The sequence below is a fragment of the Aeromicrobium duanguangcaii genome (assembly GCF_024508295.1).
Lineage (GTDB): Bacteria > Actinomycetota > Actinomycetes > Propionibacteriales > Nocardioidaceae > Aeromicrobium > Aeromicrobium duanguangcaii.
Genome location: NZ_CP101990.1, coordinates 2,059,813 through 2,076,691 on the forward strand (window position 1 = coordinate 2,059,813; position 16,879 = coordinate 2,076,691).

Here is a 16,879-nt window from a genome sequence, read left to right on the forward strand (position 1 = left end):
GCGGCAAGCGATGAGTACGAGCTGCTTCCGCATGGCCGCGAGCATACACGCCGCGAGGGTCACCGGAACCCCCTTCCGCGGCGCGTCTCAGACCGTGACTGCCACTGCCGTCCCGCGGGCCACGTGGAACACTGGTCTGATGAGCGCACCGGCCGAAGTCCCCGAACTGGTCGCCCGCGCGCTGGACCTGTCCCGGCGCCGCGGGTTCATCACCTCGACCCGCAGCGAGACCGGCCGACTGCTGGCCACCCTCGCCGCGTCGCGGACCGGCACCCTCGCCGAGCTGGGCACCGGTTGCGGCGTCGGATCGGCCTGGCTGTCCAGCGGCGCCCCCAAGGGCGCCCACATCGTCACCGCCGAGCTCGACCCGGGTCTCTCGAAGGACGTGCAGGGCATCTTCCACGACGCCGAGAACGTCGAGGTGACGTGTGGCGACTGGACGGTCCTGGAGCAGTACGCCCCGTTCTCGCTGCTGTTCGTCGACGTGCGCGAGGTCATGGCCAGCATCGACCTCCTGGCGGATCTGCTCGAGCCCGGAGGCATCGCGGTGCTGGACGACTTCGTCCCCTCCCCCTTCTGGCCGCCGATCGTCGACGGCCAGGTGGACACCGTCCGCGAGCAGTGGCTGACCGACGAGCGCTTCGCCGCCGTCGAGATGCTGATCGATCCCGACGCCAGTCTGATCATCGCCACCCGCCGCTGATCTGGGCAGGGACGCGAGATAGCGCCTAGGGTCGGTCTCACCTGGTCACCCGACGAAAGGCGCACGTCATGTCCGATTCGCACACCGACCATCACACCCGCAACACCGGCGGCGTCCGCGTCGTCGGGCTGCTCTCGATCCTGGCCGGGATCGTGCTGATCATCGCCGGCGCGGCCACCTGGTACGTCGTCACCGACCAGCTCAAGGCCCAGGACATCACCGTCGCCGAGGACGCCAAGTGGTTCGGCGGCAAGCAGGTCAACGGCCCACTCGACGCCTACTCCGAGGCCCAGGTCATCGAGAAGCACGCCCTGGAGGCGACCGACGGCAAGACGTACGCCCAACTGGGTCAGGACGATCCGGTGCGCGAGGTCGCGATGAACGCGTCGTTCCTGCGCGCCTCGCTCTTCACCTCGGTCGTGGCCTACGGTGTCGCGGCGTTCGCCATGGGCATGGGCGTCCTGTGGCTCCTGCTGGGCTGGTCGTTGCGCAAACTCGCCTGAGCTCTCCGTTCACGCGGCGGCCGGCTCCGGCCCCGCGGGACGGATCTCGAACCACGGCAGGAAGAACTGCACGATCGGACCGATGCCGAGCGCGTAGAGGACCGTCCCGAGGCCGACCGTTCCCCCGAGCGCGAAACCGCTGACCAGCACCAGGACCTCCAGACCGGTGCGCACCCGCCGCACGCTGGCCCCGGTCCGGCGCACGACGCCCGTCCACAGCCCGTCCCGCGGACCGGTGCCCAGGCCCGCGCCCACGTACATCGCACCGGCCAGGCCGTTGCCCACGACACCGAGCAGCAGGAGCAGGACGCCGAGCAGCACGCCGTCGGCGGGCGGCAGGATCGCGAGCGTGACGTCGGCGGCCACACCGATCACGAGCACGTTCGCCACCGTTCCGATGCCGGGACGCTGGCGCAGCGGGATCCACAGCAGGAGCAGCAGCGCTCCGACCACGATCACCACCTGGCCGAAGGTCAGCGGCACGTGGTGCGTGACGCCCTCGTGGAACACGTCCCACGGGTCGAGGCCCAGGCCCGCCCGCACCATGAACGCCATCGTGGCGCCGTAGAGCCACAGGCCGATCAGCAGCTGCACCATCCGCCGCGTCATCGACGCGGCTCCGGCCGCCGAGGGATCCGCGCCGTCGGCACCCGCCGCAGGCCGTCGCGCCGGACGGCTCGCACCGTCGCCACCATCGCCCACACCGTGAGGGCCAGCATCATCCACCAGAACATTCCCCCAGCATGCGCGCGATTGGACTTGGTTTCCATGGCCAATCCTGCCAAGGTGGCCACATGGACGGAGCAGCGCCCCTCACCGCCCGCCGATTGGCCACCGTCGTGGGGTCCTGGGACTCCGGCACCGGCCCGGCGTACCGGCGGCTGGCCGCCGCGATCCGCACGGCCGTGATGGACGGGCGCATCACCACCGGCACCCGCCTGCCCAGCGAGCGCAGCCTCGCGGACGCCACCGGACTGAGCCGCACCACCACGACGCGCGCCTACGAGGTGCTGCGCGAGGACGGCCTGGTGCGCACGCGCCAGGGTTCGGGCACCGTGGTCGAGCTGCCGTTCGGCGTGTCGGGCTCGATGAGCATGCTCGCTCGCCCGGACCGCCCGGACGGCATCGCGCTGACCGCCGCCGCCTCCGAGGCACCCGAGGGATTCTCCGCACTGGTCGAGCGCGCGATGGGCGCCCTGCCGTCGGTGCTGGCCACGGACGGCTACCTGCCCGACGGGCTGCCGGTCCTGCGCGAGCGGATCGCCGCGCGGTACTCCCGCCACGGCGTACCGACCGACCCCGACCAGATCATCGTCACCACCGGGGCCCAGAGCGCGTTGTCGCTGTTGGTCTCGGCCTTGGTCCGGCCGGGAGACCGCGTCCTGGTGGAGGGCTGCGGATATCCGCACGCCTTCGACATGCTCCAACGCGCCGGGGCACGGTTGCTGCCACTGCCCGCGCACGACTCCCCCTGGCCCGTCGACGAGGTGGCGCGACTGGCGCCCGCGGCCCGGCTGGCGCTGCTCGTGCCCGACTTCCACAACCCGACCGGTGCGTCGATGCCGTCCGAGGCGCGTGCCGAGATCGCCCGGTCGCTGGCGCGCGGATCCGTCACCACGATCATCGACGAGACCTTGAGGGACGTGAACGTCAGCGGACTCCCCCAGCCAGAGCACTACGGCGCGCACGCTCCGGACGCGATCGTCGTCGGATCAGTCGCCAAGTCGATCTGGGGCGGCTTGAGGATCGGCTGGATCCGGGCACCCCGCACGCTCGTGCCGCGTCTCGTGCAGGCCCGCATGGTGCGCGACCTCGGCACTGCCGCACTGGACCAGCTCATCGTGGCGACGGCGCTGGAGGACGGTGAGATCGACCTGCGCGCGCGCACCACCGATCTGCGCGAGCGCCGTGACGTGCTGCTCGACGCGGTCGGCCGTCGACTGCCGGACTGGCAGGTCAACCTGCCCGACGGTGGGCTCTCGGTCTGGGCCACCCTGCCGGCGCCGATGAGCTCGGCGTTGACGGCGGTGGCGCTCGACGAGGGACTCACCCTGACGCCCGGCCCGCGGTTCTTCCCGACGCTGCCCACCCTCGGCGAGCACCACCTCAGACTGCCGTTCGCGCTGCGCCCCGATCTGCTCGAGGAGGCCGTCGTCCGACTCGCCCGCGCATGGTCCCGGGTGGCCAGCGGCCAGACCGGTGGCGCCGCCGACCCGGACGCCGTGGACCTCATCGCCTGACCCATGTGACCTCCCACACGATCACTGCTGTTGCGGGGGTGATGGGTAGAGCACAGAGTGCTGTGCAGGCGACGCCCCGCCCGGGGCGCCCCGGCGCGAGGAGCAGCATGGACGTCCTGAGGAAGAAGAACGTCGACGACGTCATCCACCAGAACGACGAGGTTCCCGGTGACGCGGACGAGGGACACGGCCGCCTCAAGAAGAACCTGTCGGCCATCGACCTGATCGGCTTCGGCATCGGCATCGTGATCGGCACGGGCATCTTCACGCTGACCGGACTGCAGGCCAAGGAGAACGCCGGCCCGGCCGTGACGATCTCGTTCCTGATCGCGGGAGCCGTCGCCCTGCTGGCCGCGCTCTGTTACGCCGAACTGGCGTCGGCGGTGCCGACGGCGGGCAGCTCCTACACGTACAGCTACACGACGATCGGCGAGATCTTCGCCTGGATCATCGCGTGGGACCTGATCCTGGAGTTCGCCCTGGGCTCGGCCGTCGTGGCACGAGGCTGGTCAGGCTACGTCGCCGGTGTCTTCGACCTGCCGGAGAAGTGGTTCGCCGAGGAGGGGTCGGTCGTCAACGTCGGCGCCATCGCGATCGTGATCCTGTTGGGCTGGGTCGCGATGCGCGGCATCCGCGAGTCCGCCTGGGTCACCAACGGGCTGGTCGTCATCAAGGTGCTGGTCTGCGTCTTCGTCATCGCCGTCGGCGCCTTCTACGTCAAGACCGGCAACCTCGTGCCGTTCATCCCCGAGTCCACGCCCACGGCGAGTGGCTCCGAGGCCAGCGGCCTGCACGCTCCCCTGTGGCAGTTCCTCTCGGGCATCGAGCCCGCCACGTTCGGCATCACGGGCGTCTTCGTCGCGGCCGCCGTCGTGTTCTTCGCCTACTCGGGCTTCGAGGCCGTCGCGAACCTCGGCGAGGAGACCAAGAACCCGAAGCGCGACATGCCGCTGGGCCTGTTGGGCACGCTCGGGATCTGCACCCTGCTGTACGTCGGCGTCTGCCTGGTCCTGACCGGCATGGTGCACTACTCCGACCTCTCCGAGGGCGACGCCGTGGCGGACGTCTTCGATCAGGTCGGCCTCGAGTGGGCCGGCATCCTGATCGGCGTCGCGGCCGTGGCCGGCCTGACGTCCGTGATCCTGGTCGACCTCGTGGCGATGGGGCGCATCGGCTTCGCCCTGGCCCGCGACGGCCTGCTGCCGGAGGCGTTCCGCCGCATCCACCCGACGTGGGGCACCCCGGTCCTGATGACCGGCATCACGGTCGTGGTCGTGGCCCTGCTCGCGGGCTTCGTGCCGATCTCGGTCCTGGCCGAGATGGTCAGCATCGGCACCCTGTTCGCCTTCGTCGTCGTGGCGATCGCGGTCATCGTCCTGCGCCGCACCGAGCCCGACATGAACCGCCCCTTCCGGGCGCCGTGGGTGCCGATCCTGCCGATCGTCACCGTGGCCGCCTGCCTGGGCCTCATGGCCAGCCTCAAGGTCGACACGTGGCTGCGGTTCATCGTCTGGCTCGTCCTGGGCCTCGCGGTCTACTTCGTGTACGGCTACAAGCACTCGCGCCTCAACCAGGTCGCGGAGGGGGAACGCTCGTGAGCATCGTCGTCGGATTCGGCTCGGACACCCGCAACGCCGCCCCGCTGGAGCTGGCCGCCGAGCTCTCGCGCACCACGGGCGATGAGCTCGTGCTGGTCAGCGTCGTTCAGGACAGCTGGGGCTCGCTGCGCGACTTCGCGGGCGTGGACGACGAATGGCGCGCCGACGTGCGCGAGCAGGCCGAGGAGGCGATCGCCACCGCCCGCAAGCACCTCGGTCCCGACATCGAGCCGGTCCCCGTGACGAAGACGGCGACCTCGGTCCCCCAGGCCCTGCTGGACGAGTGCATCGCGCGTCGCGCCCGGGTGCTCGTCGCGGGCTCGGCCTCGCACGGCGCCCTGGGCCGGATCGCGTTCGGGAGCACGAACGACCGCCTCGCACACAGCTCGGCCGTCCCCATCGCGCTGGCCCCTCGGGGCTACCGCTCCCACGACGACGGCATCCAGCGCCTCGTGGTGGCCGTCGACCCGACCGCGTCCGACGTCGCGCTGCACCAGCCCATCGCCGACCTCGCGTCGTGGCTGAAGGTGCAGGTCGAGATCGTCACGTTCGCGGTGCGCAGTGGCTCACGCACGGCGTACTCGGCCTTCGCCGACCAGGGCGTCCAGCGGGCGTGGGGCACCTTGGTCCGCAACCATCAGCAGGAGCTGGCGAACAAGATCCGCGAGCTGGCGCCCGACACCGAGGTGACGACCGACCAGGTCACCACGGCCGAGCGCTGGTCCCTGGCACTGGAGTCCTACCAGTGGCGCGCCGGCGACCTGCTCGCCGTGGGATCGAGCCGGCACGGCCCCGTGGCGCGCGTCTTCGTCGGCTCGACCGCGACGCGCATCGTCAACCACAGCCCCGTGCCGGTCGTGCTGCTCCCCCGCCCCCGGACGTACTGAACGCGGCGCCCCACACCGACCCGAGGGCCGATGGGGACGCCGCGTCCGGAGACTTCAGCCGATCAGCGAGCCGCGCTGCCCTCGGTGTAGTCGTCGTCCGACTGCTTCCAGGAGAAGTGCGAGCGCAGCGTCTTGCCGGTGGCCTCGATCGGGTGACCGGCCTCCTTCTCACGCAGCTCGAGGAACTCCTTGCCGGCGTTGTCCTGATCGGCGATGAACCGCTCGGCGAACGCGCCGGACTGGATGTCCTTCAGCACCTCGACCATGCGATCCTTGACGCCGTCGTCGATGACGCGCGGGCCCGAGACGTAGTCGCCGTACTCGGCGGTGTCGGAGATGCTCCAGCGCTGCTTGGCGATGCCGCCCTCCCACATGAGGTCGACGATGAGCTTGAGCTCGTGCAGGACCTCGAAGTAGGCGATCTCGGGCTGGTAGCCCGCCTCGGTCAGCGTCTCGAAGCCAGCCTGGACCAGGTGGGACACGCCACCGCACAGGACGGCCTGCTCACCGAACAGGTCGGTCTCGGTCTCCTCGGTGAAGGTCGTCTTGATGACGCCGGCGCGCGTGCCGCCGATGGCCTTCGCGTACGAGAGCGCGAGGTCCCAGGCGTGGCCCGAGGCGTCCTGCTCGACCGCGATGATGTCGGGGATGCCACGGCCCGCGACGAACTCGCGACGCACCGTGTGGCCGGGGGCCTTGGGCGCGACCATGATGACGTCGACACCCTCGGCGGGCTTGATGTAGCCGTACCGGATGTTGAAGCCGTGGCCGAACACGAGGGCGTCGCCCGTGGTGAGGTTCGGGGCGATGAACTCGGAGTACACGTGACGCTGGACCTGGTCGGGCGTCAGGATGACGATGACGTCCGACTCCTCGACGGCCTCAGCGACGGACAGGACGCGCAGGCCCTCGGCCTCGGCCTTGGCCTTGCTCTTGCTGCCTTCGAGCAGGCCGATGCGCACGTCGACGCCCGAGTCGCGCAGGTTGAGCGCGTGGGCGTGACCCTGGCTGCCGTAGCCGATCACGGCCACGTTCTTGCCCTGGATCAGGGACAGGTCGGCGTCGTCGTCATAGAACAGTTCAGCCACGATGGGGTTCTCCTTGGTTGAGGGGTCTGGGACGCAGGCACGTGCGCCCGCGTGATGGAAGCGAAGAGGCTCAGCCGGCGGCCGTGCCGGGGACCGTGCGCAGCGTGCGATCGGTGATCGACCGCGAGCCGCGGCCGATCGCGACGCGACCGGACTGGACGATCTCGCGGATGCCGAACGGCTCGAGCACGTTGAGCATCGCGGTGAGCTTGCCGGAGTCGCCGGTGGCCTCGACGGTGACCGAGTCCACGGCCACGTCGACGATCTTGGCGCGGAACAGCTGCACCGTCTCGAGGACCTGCCCGCGGGTCTGCTGGTCGGTCTTGACCTTGATCAGCATGAGCTCGCGCTCGACGGCGCCGCCGGAGTCGAGCTCGACGATCTTGAGCACGTTGACCAGCTTGTTGAGCTGCTTGGTGACCTGCTCCAGAGGCAGCTCGTCGACGTTGACGACGATCGTCATGCGCGAGACCTCGGGGATCTCGGTCTGGCCGACGGCCAGCGAGTCGATGTTGAAGCCGCGGCGCATGAACAGGCTCGACACGCGAGCCAGGACGCCGGGGGTGTTCTCGACCAGCACGCTCAGAGTGTGTTGGGGCATCAGAGGTCTTCCTCATCCCATTCGGGGGCCAGATCGCGGGCGATCTTGATGTCGTCGTTGCTCGTGCCGGCCGCGACCATCGGCCAGACCATGGCGTCGCGCTCGACCACGAAGTCGATCACGACGGGCACGTCGTTGATGCTCATCGCCTTGGCGATGACCTCGTCGAGCTCGTCCTCGCTCTCGCAGCGCAGGCCCACGCAGCCGTAGGCCTCGGCCAGCTTGACGAAGTCGGGGATCCGGCGCGCCCCGATGGACTCGGGACCGGAGTGCAGGTCGGTGTTGGAGTAGCGGCCCTCGTAGAACAGGGTCTGCCACTGGCGCACCATGCCCAGCGAGGAGTTGTTGATGACCGCGACCTTGATCGGGATGCCCTCCAGCGCGCACGTGGCGAGCTCCTGGTTGGTCATCTGGAAGCAGCCGTCGCCGTCGATGGCCCACACGACGCGATCGGGGGCGCCGACCTTGGCGCCCATCGCGGCGGGCACGCCGTAGCCCATCGTGCCGGCGCCACCGGAGTTGAGCCACTGGCGCGGGCGCTCGTACTGCACGAACTGGGCGGCCCACATCTGGTGCTGTCCGACGCCCGAGGTGTAGATCGCCTCGGGACCGGCGGCGGCGTTGATGCGCTCGATGACCGTCTGGGGCGCGAGGCCGCCGTCGGTCTTGTCGTACGCGACCGGGAACTTCTCCTTGACGCCGACGATGTACTTCCGCCAAGCGGTGTACTCGCCCGTCAGCTCGTCCTCGTCGGTCTGCTTCTGCAGCGCGCGGATGAGGTCGGCGATGACCTCGCGGGCGTCGCCCACGATCGGGACGTCCGCCACGCGGTTCTTGCTGATCTCGGCCGGGTCGATGTCGGCGTGGATGACCTTGGCGCCGGGGGCGAACGTGTCGAGGTTGCCGGTCACCCGGTCGTCGAAGCGCGCGCCGAGGGTGATCAGCAGGTCGGACTTCTGCAGGCCCAGGACCGCCGCGACCGAGCCGTGCATGCCGGGCATGCCCAGGTGCAGCTCGTGCGAGTCGGGGAACGCGCCGCGCGCCATGAGCGTCGTGACGACGGGGATCTGCGTGAGCTCGGCGAGGATCTTCAGCTCGGCTGCGGCCTCGGCCTTGATGACGCCACCGCCGACGTACAGCACCGGGCGCTCGGCCTCGGCGATGAGCCGGGCCGCCTCGCGCACCTGCTTGTTGTGCGGACGGGTCGTGGGGCGGTAGCCCGGCAGCGCCAGCTCGTGCGGCCACTGGTGGGTGGTCATCGCCTGCAGCGCGTCCTTGGCGACGTCGACCAGGACCGGGCCGGGACGGCCGGTGGAGGCGATGTGGAAGGCCTCGGCGACGACGCGCGGGATCTCGGCCGGGTCGGTGACGAGGAAGCTGTGCTTGGTGATCGGCATCGTGATGCCGCGGATGTCGGCCTCCTGGAAGGCGTCCGAGCCGATGACGGTGCTGGCGACCTGGCCGGTGACGGCCACCATCGGCACCGAGTCGAGGTACGCGTCGGCGATCGCGGTGACCAGGTTGGTGGCACCCGGGCCCGAGGTCGCCATGCAGACACCGACCTTGCCGGTGGCCATGGCGTAGCCCTGGGCGGCGTGGCCCGCGCCCTGCTCGTGTCGAACCAGGATGTGTCGGATCGAGGAGTCGTACAGCGGGTCGTACGCCGGCAGAATCGCGCCGCCGGGGATCCCGAAGATGACCTCGACTCCGGCCTTCTCCAGCGATCGGACGAGGCTTTGCGCCCCGGTCATCGTCTCCGGTGCCGTCTCGGTCATTGCCTTACCCGTCTCGTCTGCCGGCCACCCCGTGATCGCAGCCGGTGCTCGGTTCCCCATCGTATTGCCTGCCTCTCCTGGTCCATTCATCGCATGAAAAAACCCTCGGCCGTGAGGCGACGAGGGCGGGACGCGCGCGGTGTGGGCCGGCGCGTCAGCGAAGTACGAGAAGCAGGGAGTGCATGGGAACAGTGTGCTCCGACCTCCTCACGTGGTCAAGTTGTGAGACCGGAAGTCCACGATGTGGACTGGAGCGTCCTCAGTGCAGCGCTGCGAGGGTCGCCGTAGGCAGGTCGCGGTCGGCGTAGACGAGGCGGACGCCGCCGGGCACGTCCCGGTCCGGCCCCCTCCAGACCTGCGTCAGCCCCGCCCGTTCGGCGGTGCGCCGCGACGCCTCGTTGTGCTCCAGCAGGTAGGCGACCACCGGGGCATCGGGAGCCACCGTGGCGGCCGCCTGCATCGCGGCCTCGACGAGCTCGCCCGCGTAGCCCTGACCGTGGTGGTCGGCCGAGACCCGGTAGTACAGGTTCCAGGTTGCGGTCGGCTTCAGCCGCACTCCCCCGATGCCCACCAGGTCGCCGCCGTCGCGCCGACGCGCGGTCCAGTAGCCGAGCGCGTCGCGCTCCCAGTCCGCGGCGTACATCGTGATCTCGTCACTGGTCTGCTGCGCGCTGGTGTGCACGCCCGACGGCAGGTGGCGCCAGACCCGCGGGTCGGCATGCAGCGCGTGCAGGTCGGCGAGGTCGTCCTGCGACACCGCCGTCAGCACCAACCGCTCGGTGGTCAGACTCGCGAGATCCATCGGCTCACCACGGGAAGGGCTCGAAGTCCTTGAGGAAGACGCCGTGCAGGTCGACGCCGGCCTCGCCCCGGACGATCGGGTCGTACACCCGCGCGGCACCGTCGACGAGATCGAGCGGGGCCTTGAAGCCCTCCTCGGCGAGGCGCTTCTTGGTGACGTGCGGACGCTCGTCGGTGATCCAGCCGGTGTCGACGGCCGTCATGAGGATGCCGTCGGTCTCGAACATCTCGCGGGCGCTGGTGCGGGTGAGCATGTTGAGCGCGGCCTTGGCCATGTTCGTGTGCGGGTGACCCGGGCCCTTGTAGCCGCGCGAGAACTGGCCCTCCATGGCCGAGACGTTGACGACGTACTTGCGTCGCGCCGGCGACGCGGCCATCGCGGGGCGCAGCCGACTGACGAGGATGAACGGCGCGACGCTGTTGCACAGCTGGACCTCGAGCAGCTCGAGCGCGTCGACCTGGCCCACGTGCTGGACCCAGCTGTTGGTGTCGACGATGTCGGGCAGCAGACCTCCGGCGTCGATGCGCGCGAGGTCGGCCGAGCCCGCCTCGAGGGCGATCGACGTGAGCTCCTCGGCGGTCACGGCATCGCGGGCCAACTCCTGGTGCGTGGTGACAGAGCCGACGAGCGAGGCGGGGTGGGCGTCGCTCGTGTGGCCGAACGTGACCAACTCGGGCGTGTAGCCCTCGGGCAGCGGCTGGGACTCGGCCTCGGCGAGCGCCGAGTAGGAGCCGGGCTGGCGCTTCACCGTCTGCGCGGCGTTGTTGATGAGGATGTCGAGCGGGCCGGCCGCGGCGACCTCGTCGGCCAGGCCGATCACCTGGGCCGGGTCGCGCAGGTCGATGCCGACGATCTTGAGCCGGTCGATCCAGTCGGCGCTGTCGGGCTGGGCGCTGAAGCGGCGGACGGCGTCGCGCGGGAAGCGCGTCGTGATCGTGAGGTGGGCGCCGTCGCGCAGCAGCCGCAGCGCGATGTACATGCCGATCTTGGCGCGGCCTCCGGTCAGCAGGGCGCGCTTGCCGGTCAGGTCGGTGCGGGCGTCGCGCTTGGCGTGGCCCAGGGCGGCGCACTCGGGGCACAGCTGGTGGTAGAACGCGTCGACGACCGTGTACTTCTGCTTGCAGATGTAGCAGCCACGGGCGACGGTCAGCACGCCCGCGGTGGCGCCCTTGACGTTCGAGACCAGCGGGATGCCGGCGGTCTCGTCGTCGATCCGGCGTGGCGAGCCGGTGGCCGTCAGCTCGATGACCTCGCGGTCGGCCTCGTTGACGGCGTCGCGCTTGGCGCGGCGGCGCTGCTTCTTGACGTCCTTGTAGAACTTGCCACAGGCGCGACGCAGAGCGATGTACGCCTCATCCTCGTCACCGAGATACTGCGCCTCACCCAGGACCTTGAGGGCGGTCTCGAGTTCGTCGTCGGTGAAGTTCGGCACCCCGGAATTCTAACGACTGCAACCGAGACGCCGTGGGTCAGCATGGGAGTATCGGCCAGTGACCACGCGCCTCGCCACTTCCCCACCCGGCGCCGTCACCCCTTCCCGCGATCATCGACTCGAGATCCAGGGCCTGCGCGCACTCGCTGCCCTGCTCGTCGTGATCTACCACCTGTGGCCGGGTCGCCTGCCCGGCGGCTACGTGGGCGTCGACATCTTCTTCGTCATCTCGGGCTTCCTGATCACCAGCCATCTGCTGCGCGAGATCGACCGCGACGGTCGCATCTCGTTCGCGCAGTTCTGGGCCCGGCGGGCGCGGCGCCTGCTGCCGGCCGCACTGTCGGTCATCGCAGTCTCCGGCGTCGCCACGTGGCTGTGGGTGCCGCAGCAGTACTGGTCGCAGTTCTTCCGCGAGATGATCGCGTCGGCCGTGTACGTCGAGAACTGGCTGCTGGCCGACGACTCGGTGGACTACCTCGCGCAGGAGAACATCGCCTCGCCCGTCCAGCACTACTGGACCCTGTCGGTCGAGGAGCAGTTCTACCTGGTGTGGCCGCTGCTGGTGACCCTCGGCCTGTGGCTCGCGGTGCGGTTCGGGCGCGACCGGCGACCGATGATCGCGGCCGTGCTCGCGGTCGTCGTGGCGGCCAGCCTGGCTCACAGCCTGTACCTCGTCGCGCAGGGCGTCCCGCAGGCGTACTTCGCGGCGACGACGCGTGCGTGGGAGTTCGGCGCGGGGGCGCTGCTGGCCTTCTCCCCCGGCCTGCTGAAGCGACTGCCCGATGTCGCCCGCTCGCTGGTCTCCTGGGGTGCGTTGGCGTTCATGGTCGCCGCGGGCCTGCTCTTCGACGAGGCGACGCCCGTGCCAGGGCTGCCGATCGTGGCACTCGTGGCCGCGGTCGTGCTTCTCATCGCGGCCGGCTCGCCGGGGTCGGCCCTGTCCCCCATGCCGCTGCTGCGCCGCCGCTCGGTGCAGTGGACGGGTGACGTCTCGTACGCGCTGTACCTGTGGCACTGGCCGCTCATCGTGCTGCTGCCGTTCGTGCGCGGCCGCGAGAACGGCCCGTTCGCCCTGGTGGGGATCCTCGTCCTGACATTCGTCCTGGCGGGCCTGTCCACGCGGCTCATCGAGGACCCCGTGCGGACGTCGACGTTCCTGAAGCACGCGCGGCCGCGGCTGACGTACGGCCTCACGGCGCTCGCCATGGCTGCCGTGATCGTGCCGTCGCTGATGGCGATCAAGTCCAGCGATCGGGCCCTGCAGCGCGATCAGGAGATCGCCGAGTCCATCGCCGAGCAGGCGCCCGCATGCTTCGGCGCCGCCTCGCACGATCCCGAGAAGCCGTGCGACAACCCCGAACTGGATCGGCTGCAGATCCCCGACCCTCGCTCGGCCAACGGTGACCGTCCGCCCGAGGGCTGGTGCTCGCAGCGCCCGGTCGGCGAGGCGATCAAGCCCTGCAGCGGTGGCGACTGGGCCGACCCCGACACGCTCAAGGTCGCGATCGTGGGCGACTCGCACGCGCGCATGATGAGCTCGGTGCTGCGCGAGTGGGCCGACGACGGCAAGGTCGCGTGGGACGGCTACTTCCAGAGCGGCTGCGTGTGGACCACCGCGGACCCGTGGCGGATCAAGTACGTCGACGAGTGCGTGGACTTCAAGCAGCAGATGTCGGCGATCATGGCCGAGAAGGCCGACCAGTACGACCTGGTCATCACGACGGCGCGCGCGGACCGGGTTCCCGGCAGCGAGGACGAGCGCACGGCCGGGCTGCTCGAGGCGTGGTCGGCGGCGACGGACCGTGGCGTGCCGGTCGTCGCGCTCTCGGACATCCCGCTGCAGGCGCGCAACGAGGTCAACGCATGCCTGGAGCAGACGCCCCAGGACCGCCAGGCCGACTGTGCTTTGGACCGGTCGAAGACCTTGGTCGAGCCGGACCCGTTCGTCACTGCGGCCAAGGCCGGTGACCGCACGCACGCGATGGACCTGCGCGACGTGCTGTGCGACGAGCGGAAGTGCCCCGCCGTGATCGGCGGCGTCACCGTCTACGCCGACTCGAACCACCTCACCGACACGTTCGTGCGCACGATGGCGCCGATCGTGTGGCGCGAGCTGGCGCGCGCCGGCCTCACCGGCTGATCACAGCACCCGGACACACGAACGCCGCCCCGGTGGATCACCGGGGCGGCGTTCTTTCGTGCTGGGGTCAGCCGGTGACGGCGCCGTGCGCGGCCGAGCTGACCAGCTTGCGGTACTTGGCCAGCACGCCGGAGGTGTACTTCGGCGGGTTGGGCTCCCAGCCGACCTTGCGCTGCTCCAGCTCGGCCTCTTCGATCTCGACGTCGAGCGTCTTGTTCGCCACGTCCAGCGTGATCGGGTCGCCGTCGCGGACGAACGCGATCGGGCCGCCGTCGACTGCCTCGGGGGCGACGTGGCCGACGCACAGGCCGGTGGTGCCGCCGGAGAAGCGGCCGTCGGTGAGCAGCAGGACATCCTTGCCGAGGCCCGCGCCCTTGATGGCGCCGGTGATGGCAAGCATCTCGCGCATGCCGGGGCCGCCCTTGGGGCCCTCGTAGCGGATGACGACGACGTCGCCGGCGACGACGGTGCCGTCCTCCAGCGCGTCCATCGCGGCACGCTCACCGTCGAACACGCGGGCGGTGCCGCGGAAGACGGACTCGTCGAAGCCGGCGCTCTTGACGACCGCACCCTCGGGAGCCAGCGAGCCGTGCAGGATCGTCAGGCCGCCGGTCTTGTGGATCGGCTTGTCGAGCGGGCGGATGACGTCGCCGTCCAGGCCCAGGTCGATGTGCGCGAGGTTCTCGGCCATCGTCTTGCCGGTGACGGTCATGACGTCGCCGTGCATGAGGCCCGCGTCGAGCAGCGCCTTCATGATCACCGGGATGCCGCCGACCTTGTCGACGTCGTTCATGACGTAGCGGCCGAACGGCTTGAGGTCGCCCAGGTGCGGGACCTTGTCGCCGACGCGGCTGAAGTCGTCGAGCGTCAGCGGGACGCCGGCCTCGCGAGCGATCGCCAGCAGGTGCAGGACGGCGTTGGTCGAGCCGCCGAGCGCCATGACGACGGTGATGGCGTTCTCGAACGCCTCGAGCGTCATGATGTCGCGGGCGGTGATGCCCTTGCGGAGCAGCTCGACGACGGCCTCGCCGGACTTCTTGGCGTAGTCGTCGCGGCGGCGGTCGGGGGCCGGCGGCGCGGCCGAGCCGGGCAGGCTCATGCCGAGCGCCTCGGCGGCCGAGGCCATCGTGTTGGCGGTGTACATGCCGCCACAGGCGCCCTCACCGGGGCAGATCGCGCGCTCGATCTTGTCGACCTGCTCGCGGGAGATGAGGCCCTTCATGCAGGCGCCGACGGCCTCGAAGGCGTCGATGATCGTGACGTCCTTGCCGTCGACGCTGCCCGGCAGGGTCGAGCCGGCGTAGAGGAAGACGCTGGACAGGTCGAGGCGCGCGGCAGCCATGAGCATGCCGGGCAGGGACTTGTCGCAGCCGGCCAGCAGGACCGAGCCGTCGAGGCGCTCGGCCGACATGACGACCTCGACCGAGTCGGCGATGACCTCACGGCTGACGAGCGAGAAGTGCATGCCCTCGTGGCCCATGGAGATGCCGTCGGAGACGCTGATCGTGCCGAACTCCAGCGGGTAGCCGCCACCGGCGTGCACGCCCTCCTTGACGGCCTTCGCGAGGCGGTCGAGGGACAGGTTGCAGGGGGTGATCTCGTTCCAGCTGGAGGCCACGCCGATCTGAGGCTTCACCCAGTCGTCGTCCCCCATCCCGACCGCGCGGAGCATGCCCCGCGCGGCGGTCTTCTCCAAACCGTCGGTGACGTCGCGGCTCCGCGGCTTGATGTCGATCTCGGGGGTGTCAGGGGTCTCGGCCATAGGGGAATCGTACGACCGCCTGCCCCGGGACCGTCGCGAGGTCAGAACAGCGGCACGAGCGCCAACGCGAGGAACCAGCTGACGAAGCTGCCGACCAGGACGTACTCGGCTCGCGAGCCGTCGCCTTCGTCCTTGGAGATCTCGGGGAATCGCAGGATGCCCTTGGCCGCGAGGATCGCCGCCACTCCCCCGTAGTTGCCGCCGACGGCGAAGGCGAACACCATGACGCGCTCGAGCGGGCCGATGACGCGACCGCCCTTGAGCCGGCGCTCCTCGCCCAGCAGGCCGCGTCCGACGCGATCGAGGACCTCGCGCACGACGGCGTTGGCCGGACCGATCAGCGCCACCGCGATGACGACGGCCAGCACGAACTCGTCGAGGCCGACGTTCATCAGGCCGGGAACGCCGAGATCCTCGAACCAGTCGAGCAACGGGGGCGTCTCACGGTCGATGAGCGGCGAGGCCACCACAGCCAACAGGCCGGCGACGCCGGAGGCGATCATCCCCGGCAGCCGCCACGACGGCAGGGCGCGGGCACTGGCCCACCAGAAGCCGACGATGACCGGCAGCCAACCGGCGCCGGGGCCGTAGCCGAGGCCGTGGGCGGTCAACACGACGATCGCGATCATCAGGACGCCCTGGACGGCGATCACCCAGGCGGGACCGATCTGACGCAGGTACTGGGCCAGGCAGATGGCCAGCAGGACGAGGGCGAGCAGGGCCATCAGCGCACCAGCTCGAGACCATCGACGACCGCCAGGGCTCCGCTGCGGCGCAGGGACTGGGAGACGGCGGAGGGCGAGATGCCCTCGCTCTCAGCGAGCTGACGCTGCGTGCGTCCCTGGATGAGCCCGAGCGCCAGCCGGCGCTGGCGTCCGTCGAAGCCGCTGACCACATGGTCGCGGACCATCAGATAGGCGTTCACCGTTCCCCCTTCGTGCACCCAGGTACGCAGTCCGGACTGTCGGCCGGCGCGCTGCTCGACCTGGCCGATCGCGTCGCGCGCGTTCCACCAGGCCGGACCATCTTGGGTGAGACCGTACTCGGAGCGACCGACGACTTCGACGGTCCCGGCCCCGATGCCGACCCGCGCGTCCATCCCCTCGGGTAGCGCGAGTCGCACGACCAACGCCGCCAGCAGCGCTTGATCGAGGGTCTCGTGGGTCGACTGGAACTCGTCGCCGATGGTGGGCGCGGGGGCCTGGATCGAGGGGACGAGCTCATGCGCGGCAGCCAGCGCCTGGATCAGCGCCTCTTGGGCCGCACGCCGCGAGGGCGCGCTGCGCGAGGCCACCAGGTCGCCGATCAGGGCGACGCACTCTGAAGGTCCTGCCTTCATTTCCATGAA

16 protein-coding genes are annotated in these 16,879 nt (G+C 70.3%); 6 read left to right on the forward strand and 10 right to left on the reverse strand.

The window, feature by feature from the left end; translation table 11 throughout:
* The first annotated feature begins 139 nt into the window (after nucleotides 1–139).
* Together NP095_RS10150 and NP095_RS10155 are read left to right on the forward strand one after the other, a co-directional pair.
* The gene (locus NP095_RS10150; RefSeq protein ID WP_232419064.1) at nucleotides 140–703 is read left to right on the forward strand and encodes an O-methyltransferase; all 564 of its coding nucleotides are present in this window, start codon (nucleotides 140–142) and stop codon (nucleotides 701–703) included.
* A gap of 68 nt (nucleotides 704–771) precedes the next feature.
* Complete coding sequence (locus tag NP095_RS10155; RefSeq protein WP_232419063.1) at nucleotides 772–1,206, forward strand: aromatic ring-opening dioxygenase LigA; 435 nt, start codon at nucleotides 772–774, stop codon at nucleotides 1,204–1,206.
* Nucleotides 1,207–1,215: 9 nt separating this feature from the next.
* Here the strand turns inward: NP095_RS10155 and yczE are convergent, their stop codons facing one another.
* Both yczE and NP095_RS10165 read right to left on the reverse strand, forming a co-directional pair.
* Nucleotides 1,216–1,815 (reverse strand): membrane protein YczE, encoded by a 600-nt coding sequence (gene yczE / locus NP095_RS10160; protein WP_232419062.1) that lies wholly within the window; start codon nucleotides 1,813–1,815, stop codon nucleotides 1,216–1,218.
* Nucleotides 1,812–1,940 (reverse strand): hypothetical protein, encoded by a 129-nt coding sequence (locus NP095_RS10165; RefSeq protein ID WP_256766087.1) that lies wholly within the window; start codon nucleotides 1,938–1,940, stop codon nucleotides 1,812–1,814. Before NP095_RS10165 ends, yczE begins: the two co-directional genes overlap by 4 nt.
* Before the next feature lie 60 nt (nucleotides 1,941–2,000).
* Here NP095_RS10165 and yczR point away from each other — a divergent pair, with 60 nt between their 5' ends.
* From yczR to NP095_RS10180, 3 genes are all read left to right on the forward strand, one after another.
* Complete coding sequence (yczR, locus tag NP095_RS10170; RefSeq protein ID WP_232419060.1) at nucleotides 2,001–3,446, forward strand: MocR-like transcription factor YczR; 1,446 nt, start codon at nucleotides 2,001–2,003, stop codon at nucleotides 3,444–3,446.
* Between the two features lie 107 nt (nucleotides 3,447–3,553).
* On the forward strand, nucleotides 3,554–5,044 hold the full coding sequence (locus NP095_RS10175) for an APC family permease (protein WP_232419059.1): 1,491 nt from the start codon (nucleotides 3,554–3,556) through the stop codon (nucleotides 5,042–5,044).
* The gene (locus NP095_RS10180) at nucleotides 5,041–5,931 is read left to right on the forward strand and encodes a universal stress protein (RefSeq protein WP_232419058.1); all 891 of its coding nucleotides are present in this window, start codon (nucleotides 5,041–5,043) and stop codon (nucleotides 5,929–5,931) included. The genes NP095_RS10175 and NP095_RS10180 overlap by 4 nt, the downstream gene beginning before the upstream one ends.
* 62 nt (nucleotides 5,932–5,993) lie before the next feature.
* Here the strand turns inward: NP095_RS10180 and ilvC are convergent, their stop codons facing one another.
* From ilvC to NP095_RS10205, 5 genes are all read right to left on the reverse strand, one after another.
* On the reverse strand, nucleotides 5,994–7,019 hold the full coding sequence (gene ilvC / locus NP095_RS10185) for a ketol-acid reductoisomerase (protein ID WP_232419057.1): 1,026 nt from the start codon (nucleotides 7,017–7,019) through the stop codon (nucleotides 5,994–5,996).
* Nucleotides 7,020–7,089: 70 nt separating this feature from the next.
* Nucleotides 7,090–7,620: an acetolactate synthase small subunit gene (gene ilvN, locus NP095_RS10190; protein ID WP_154597029.1), complete on the reverse strand. Its 531-nt coding sequence runs from the start codon at nucleotides 7,618–7,620 to the stop codon at nucleotides 7,090–7,092.
* The gene (locus NP095_RS10195; RefSeq protein ID WP_232419056.1) at nucleotides 7,620–9,395 is read right to left on the reverse strand and encodes an acetolactate synthase large subunit; all 1,776 of its coding nucleotides are present in this window, start codon (nucleotides 9,393–9,395) and stop codon (nucleotides 7,620–7,622) included. The genes ilvN and NP095_RS10195 overlap by 1 nt, the downstream gene beginning before the upstream one ends.
* 259 nt (nucleotides 9,396–9,654) lie before the next feature.
* Entirely contained in the window at nucleotides 9,655–10,197 is a 543-nt protein-coding gene (locus NP095_RS10200; RefSeq protein WP_154597027.1) for a GNAT family N-acetyltransferase, read from the reverse strand.
* Between the two features lie 4 nt (nucleotides 10,198–10,201).
* On the reverse strand, nucleotides 10,202–11,629 hold the full coding sequence (locus NP095_RS10205; protein WP_187411424.1) for an SDR family NAD(P)-dependent oxidoreductase: 1,428 nt from the start codon (nucleotides 11,627–11,629) through the stop codon (nucleotides 10,202–10,204).
* Nucleotides 11,630–11,687: 58 nt separating this feature from the next.
* Here NP095_RS10205 and NP095_RS10210 point away from each other — a divergent pair, with 58 nt between their 5' ends.
* Complete coding sequence (locus tag NP095_RS10210; RefSeq protein WP_154597026.1) at nucleotides 11,688–13,769, forward strand: acyltransferase family protein; 2,082 nt, start codon at nucleotides 11,688–11,690, stop codon at nucleotides 13,767–13,769.
* Between the two features lie 67 nt (nucleotides 13,770–13,836).
* Here the strand turns inward: NP095_RS10210 and ilvD are convergent, their stop codons facing one another.
* From ilvD to NP095_RS10225, 3 genes are read right to left on the reverse strand one after another with little or no spacing between them, the layout of a single operon-like run.
* The gene (gene ilvD / locus NP095_RS10215) at nucleotides 13,837–15,531 is read right to left on the reverse strand and encodes a dihydroxy-acid dehydratase (protein ID WP_232419055.1); all 1,695 of its coding nucleotides are present in this window, start codon (nucleotides 15,529–15,531) and stop codon (nucleotides 13,837–13,839) included.
* A gap of 41 nt (nucleotides 15,532–15,572) precedes the next feature.
* Nucleotides 15,573–16,256: a hypothetical protein gene (locus tag NP095_RS10220; protein ID WP_232419054.1), complete on the reverse strand. Its 684-nt coding sequence runs from the start codon at nucleotides 16,254–16,256 to the stop codon at nucleotides 15,573–15,575.
* The gene (locus NP095_RS10225; protein ID WP_232419053.1) at nucleotides 16,256–16,876 is read right to left on the reverse strand and encodes a SatD family protein; all 621 of its coding nucleotides are present in this window, start codon (nucleotides 16,874–16,876) and stop codon (nucleotides 16,256–16,258) included. Before NP095_RS10225 ends, NP095_RS10220 begins: the two co-directional genes overlap by 1 nt.
* Between the last annotated feature and the right edge of the window lie 3 nt (nucleotides 16,877–16,879).

What these genes read in the sequence shown, in the direction of transcription:
- yczE (WP_232419062.1), bottom strand. Translation starts at nt 1,815, where the DNA reads ATGACGCGGCGGATGGTGCAGCTGCTGATCGGCCTGTGGCTCTACGGC.
- NP095_RS10225 (WP_232419053.1), bottom strand. Translation starts at nt 16,876, where the DNA reads ATGGAAATGAAGGCAGGACCTTCAGAGTGCGTCGCCCTGATCGGCGAC.
- NP095_RS10175 (WP_232419059.1), top strand. Translation starts at nt 3,554, where the DNA reads ATGGACGTCCTGAGGAAGAAGAACGTCGACGACGTCATCCACCAGAAC.
- yczR (WP_232419060.1), top strand. Translation starts at nt 2,001, where the DNA reads ATGGACGGAGCAGCGCCCCTCACCGCCCGCCGATTGGCCACCGTCGTG.
- ilvN (WP_154597029.1), bottom strand. Translation starts at nt 7,620, where the DNA reads ATGCCCCAACACACTCTGAGCGTGCTGGTCGAGAACACCCCCGGCGTC.
- NP095_RS10220 (WP_232419054.1), bottom strand. Translation starts at nt 16,256, where the DNA reads ATGGCCCTGCTCGCCCTCGTCCTGCTGGCCATCTGCCTGGCCCAGTAC.
- NP095_RS10150 (WP_232419064.1), top strand. Translation starts at nt 140, where the DNA reads ATGAGCGCACCGGCCGAAGTCCCCGAACTGGTCGCCCGCGCGCTGGAC.
- NP095_RS10155 (WP_232419063.1), top strand. Translation starts at nt 772, where the DNA reads ATGTCCGATTCGCACACCGACCATCACACCCGCAACACCGGCGGCGTC.
- NP095_RS10195 (WP_232419056.1), bottom strand. Translation starts at nt 9,395, where the DNA reads ATGACCGAGACGGCACCGGAGACGATGACCGGGGCGCAAAGCCTCGTC.
- NP095_RS10200 (WP_154597027.1), bottom strand. Translation starts at nt 10,197, where the DNA reads ATGGATCTCGCGAGTCTGACCACCGAGCGGTTGGTGCTGACGGCGGTG.
- ilvD (WP_232419055.1), bottom strand. Translation starts at nt 15,531, where the DNA reads ATGGCCGAGACCCCTGACACCCCCGAGATCGACATCAAGCCGCGGAGC.
- NP095_RS10165 (WP_256766087.1), bottom strand. Translation starts at nt 1,940, where the DNA reads ATGTTCTGGTGGATGATGCTGGCCCTCACGGTGTGGGCGATGGTGGCG.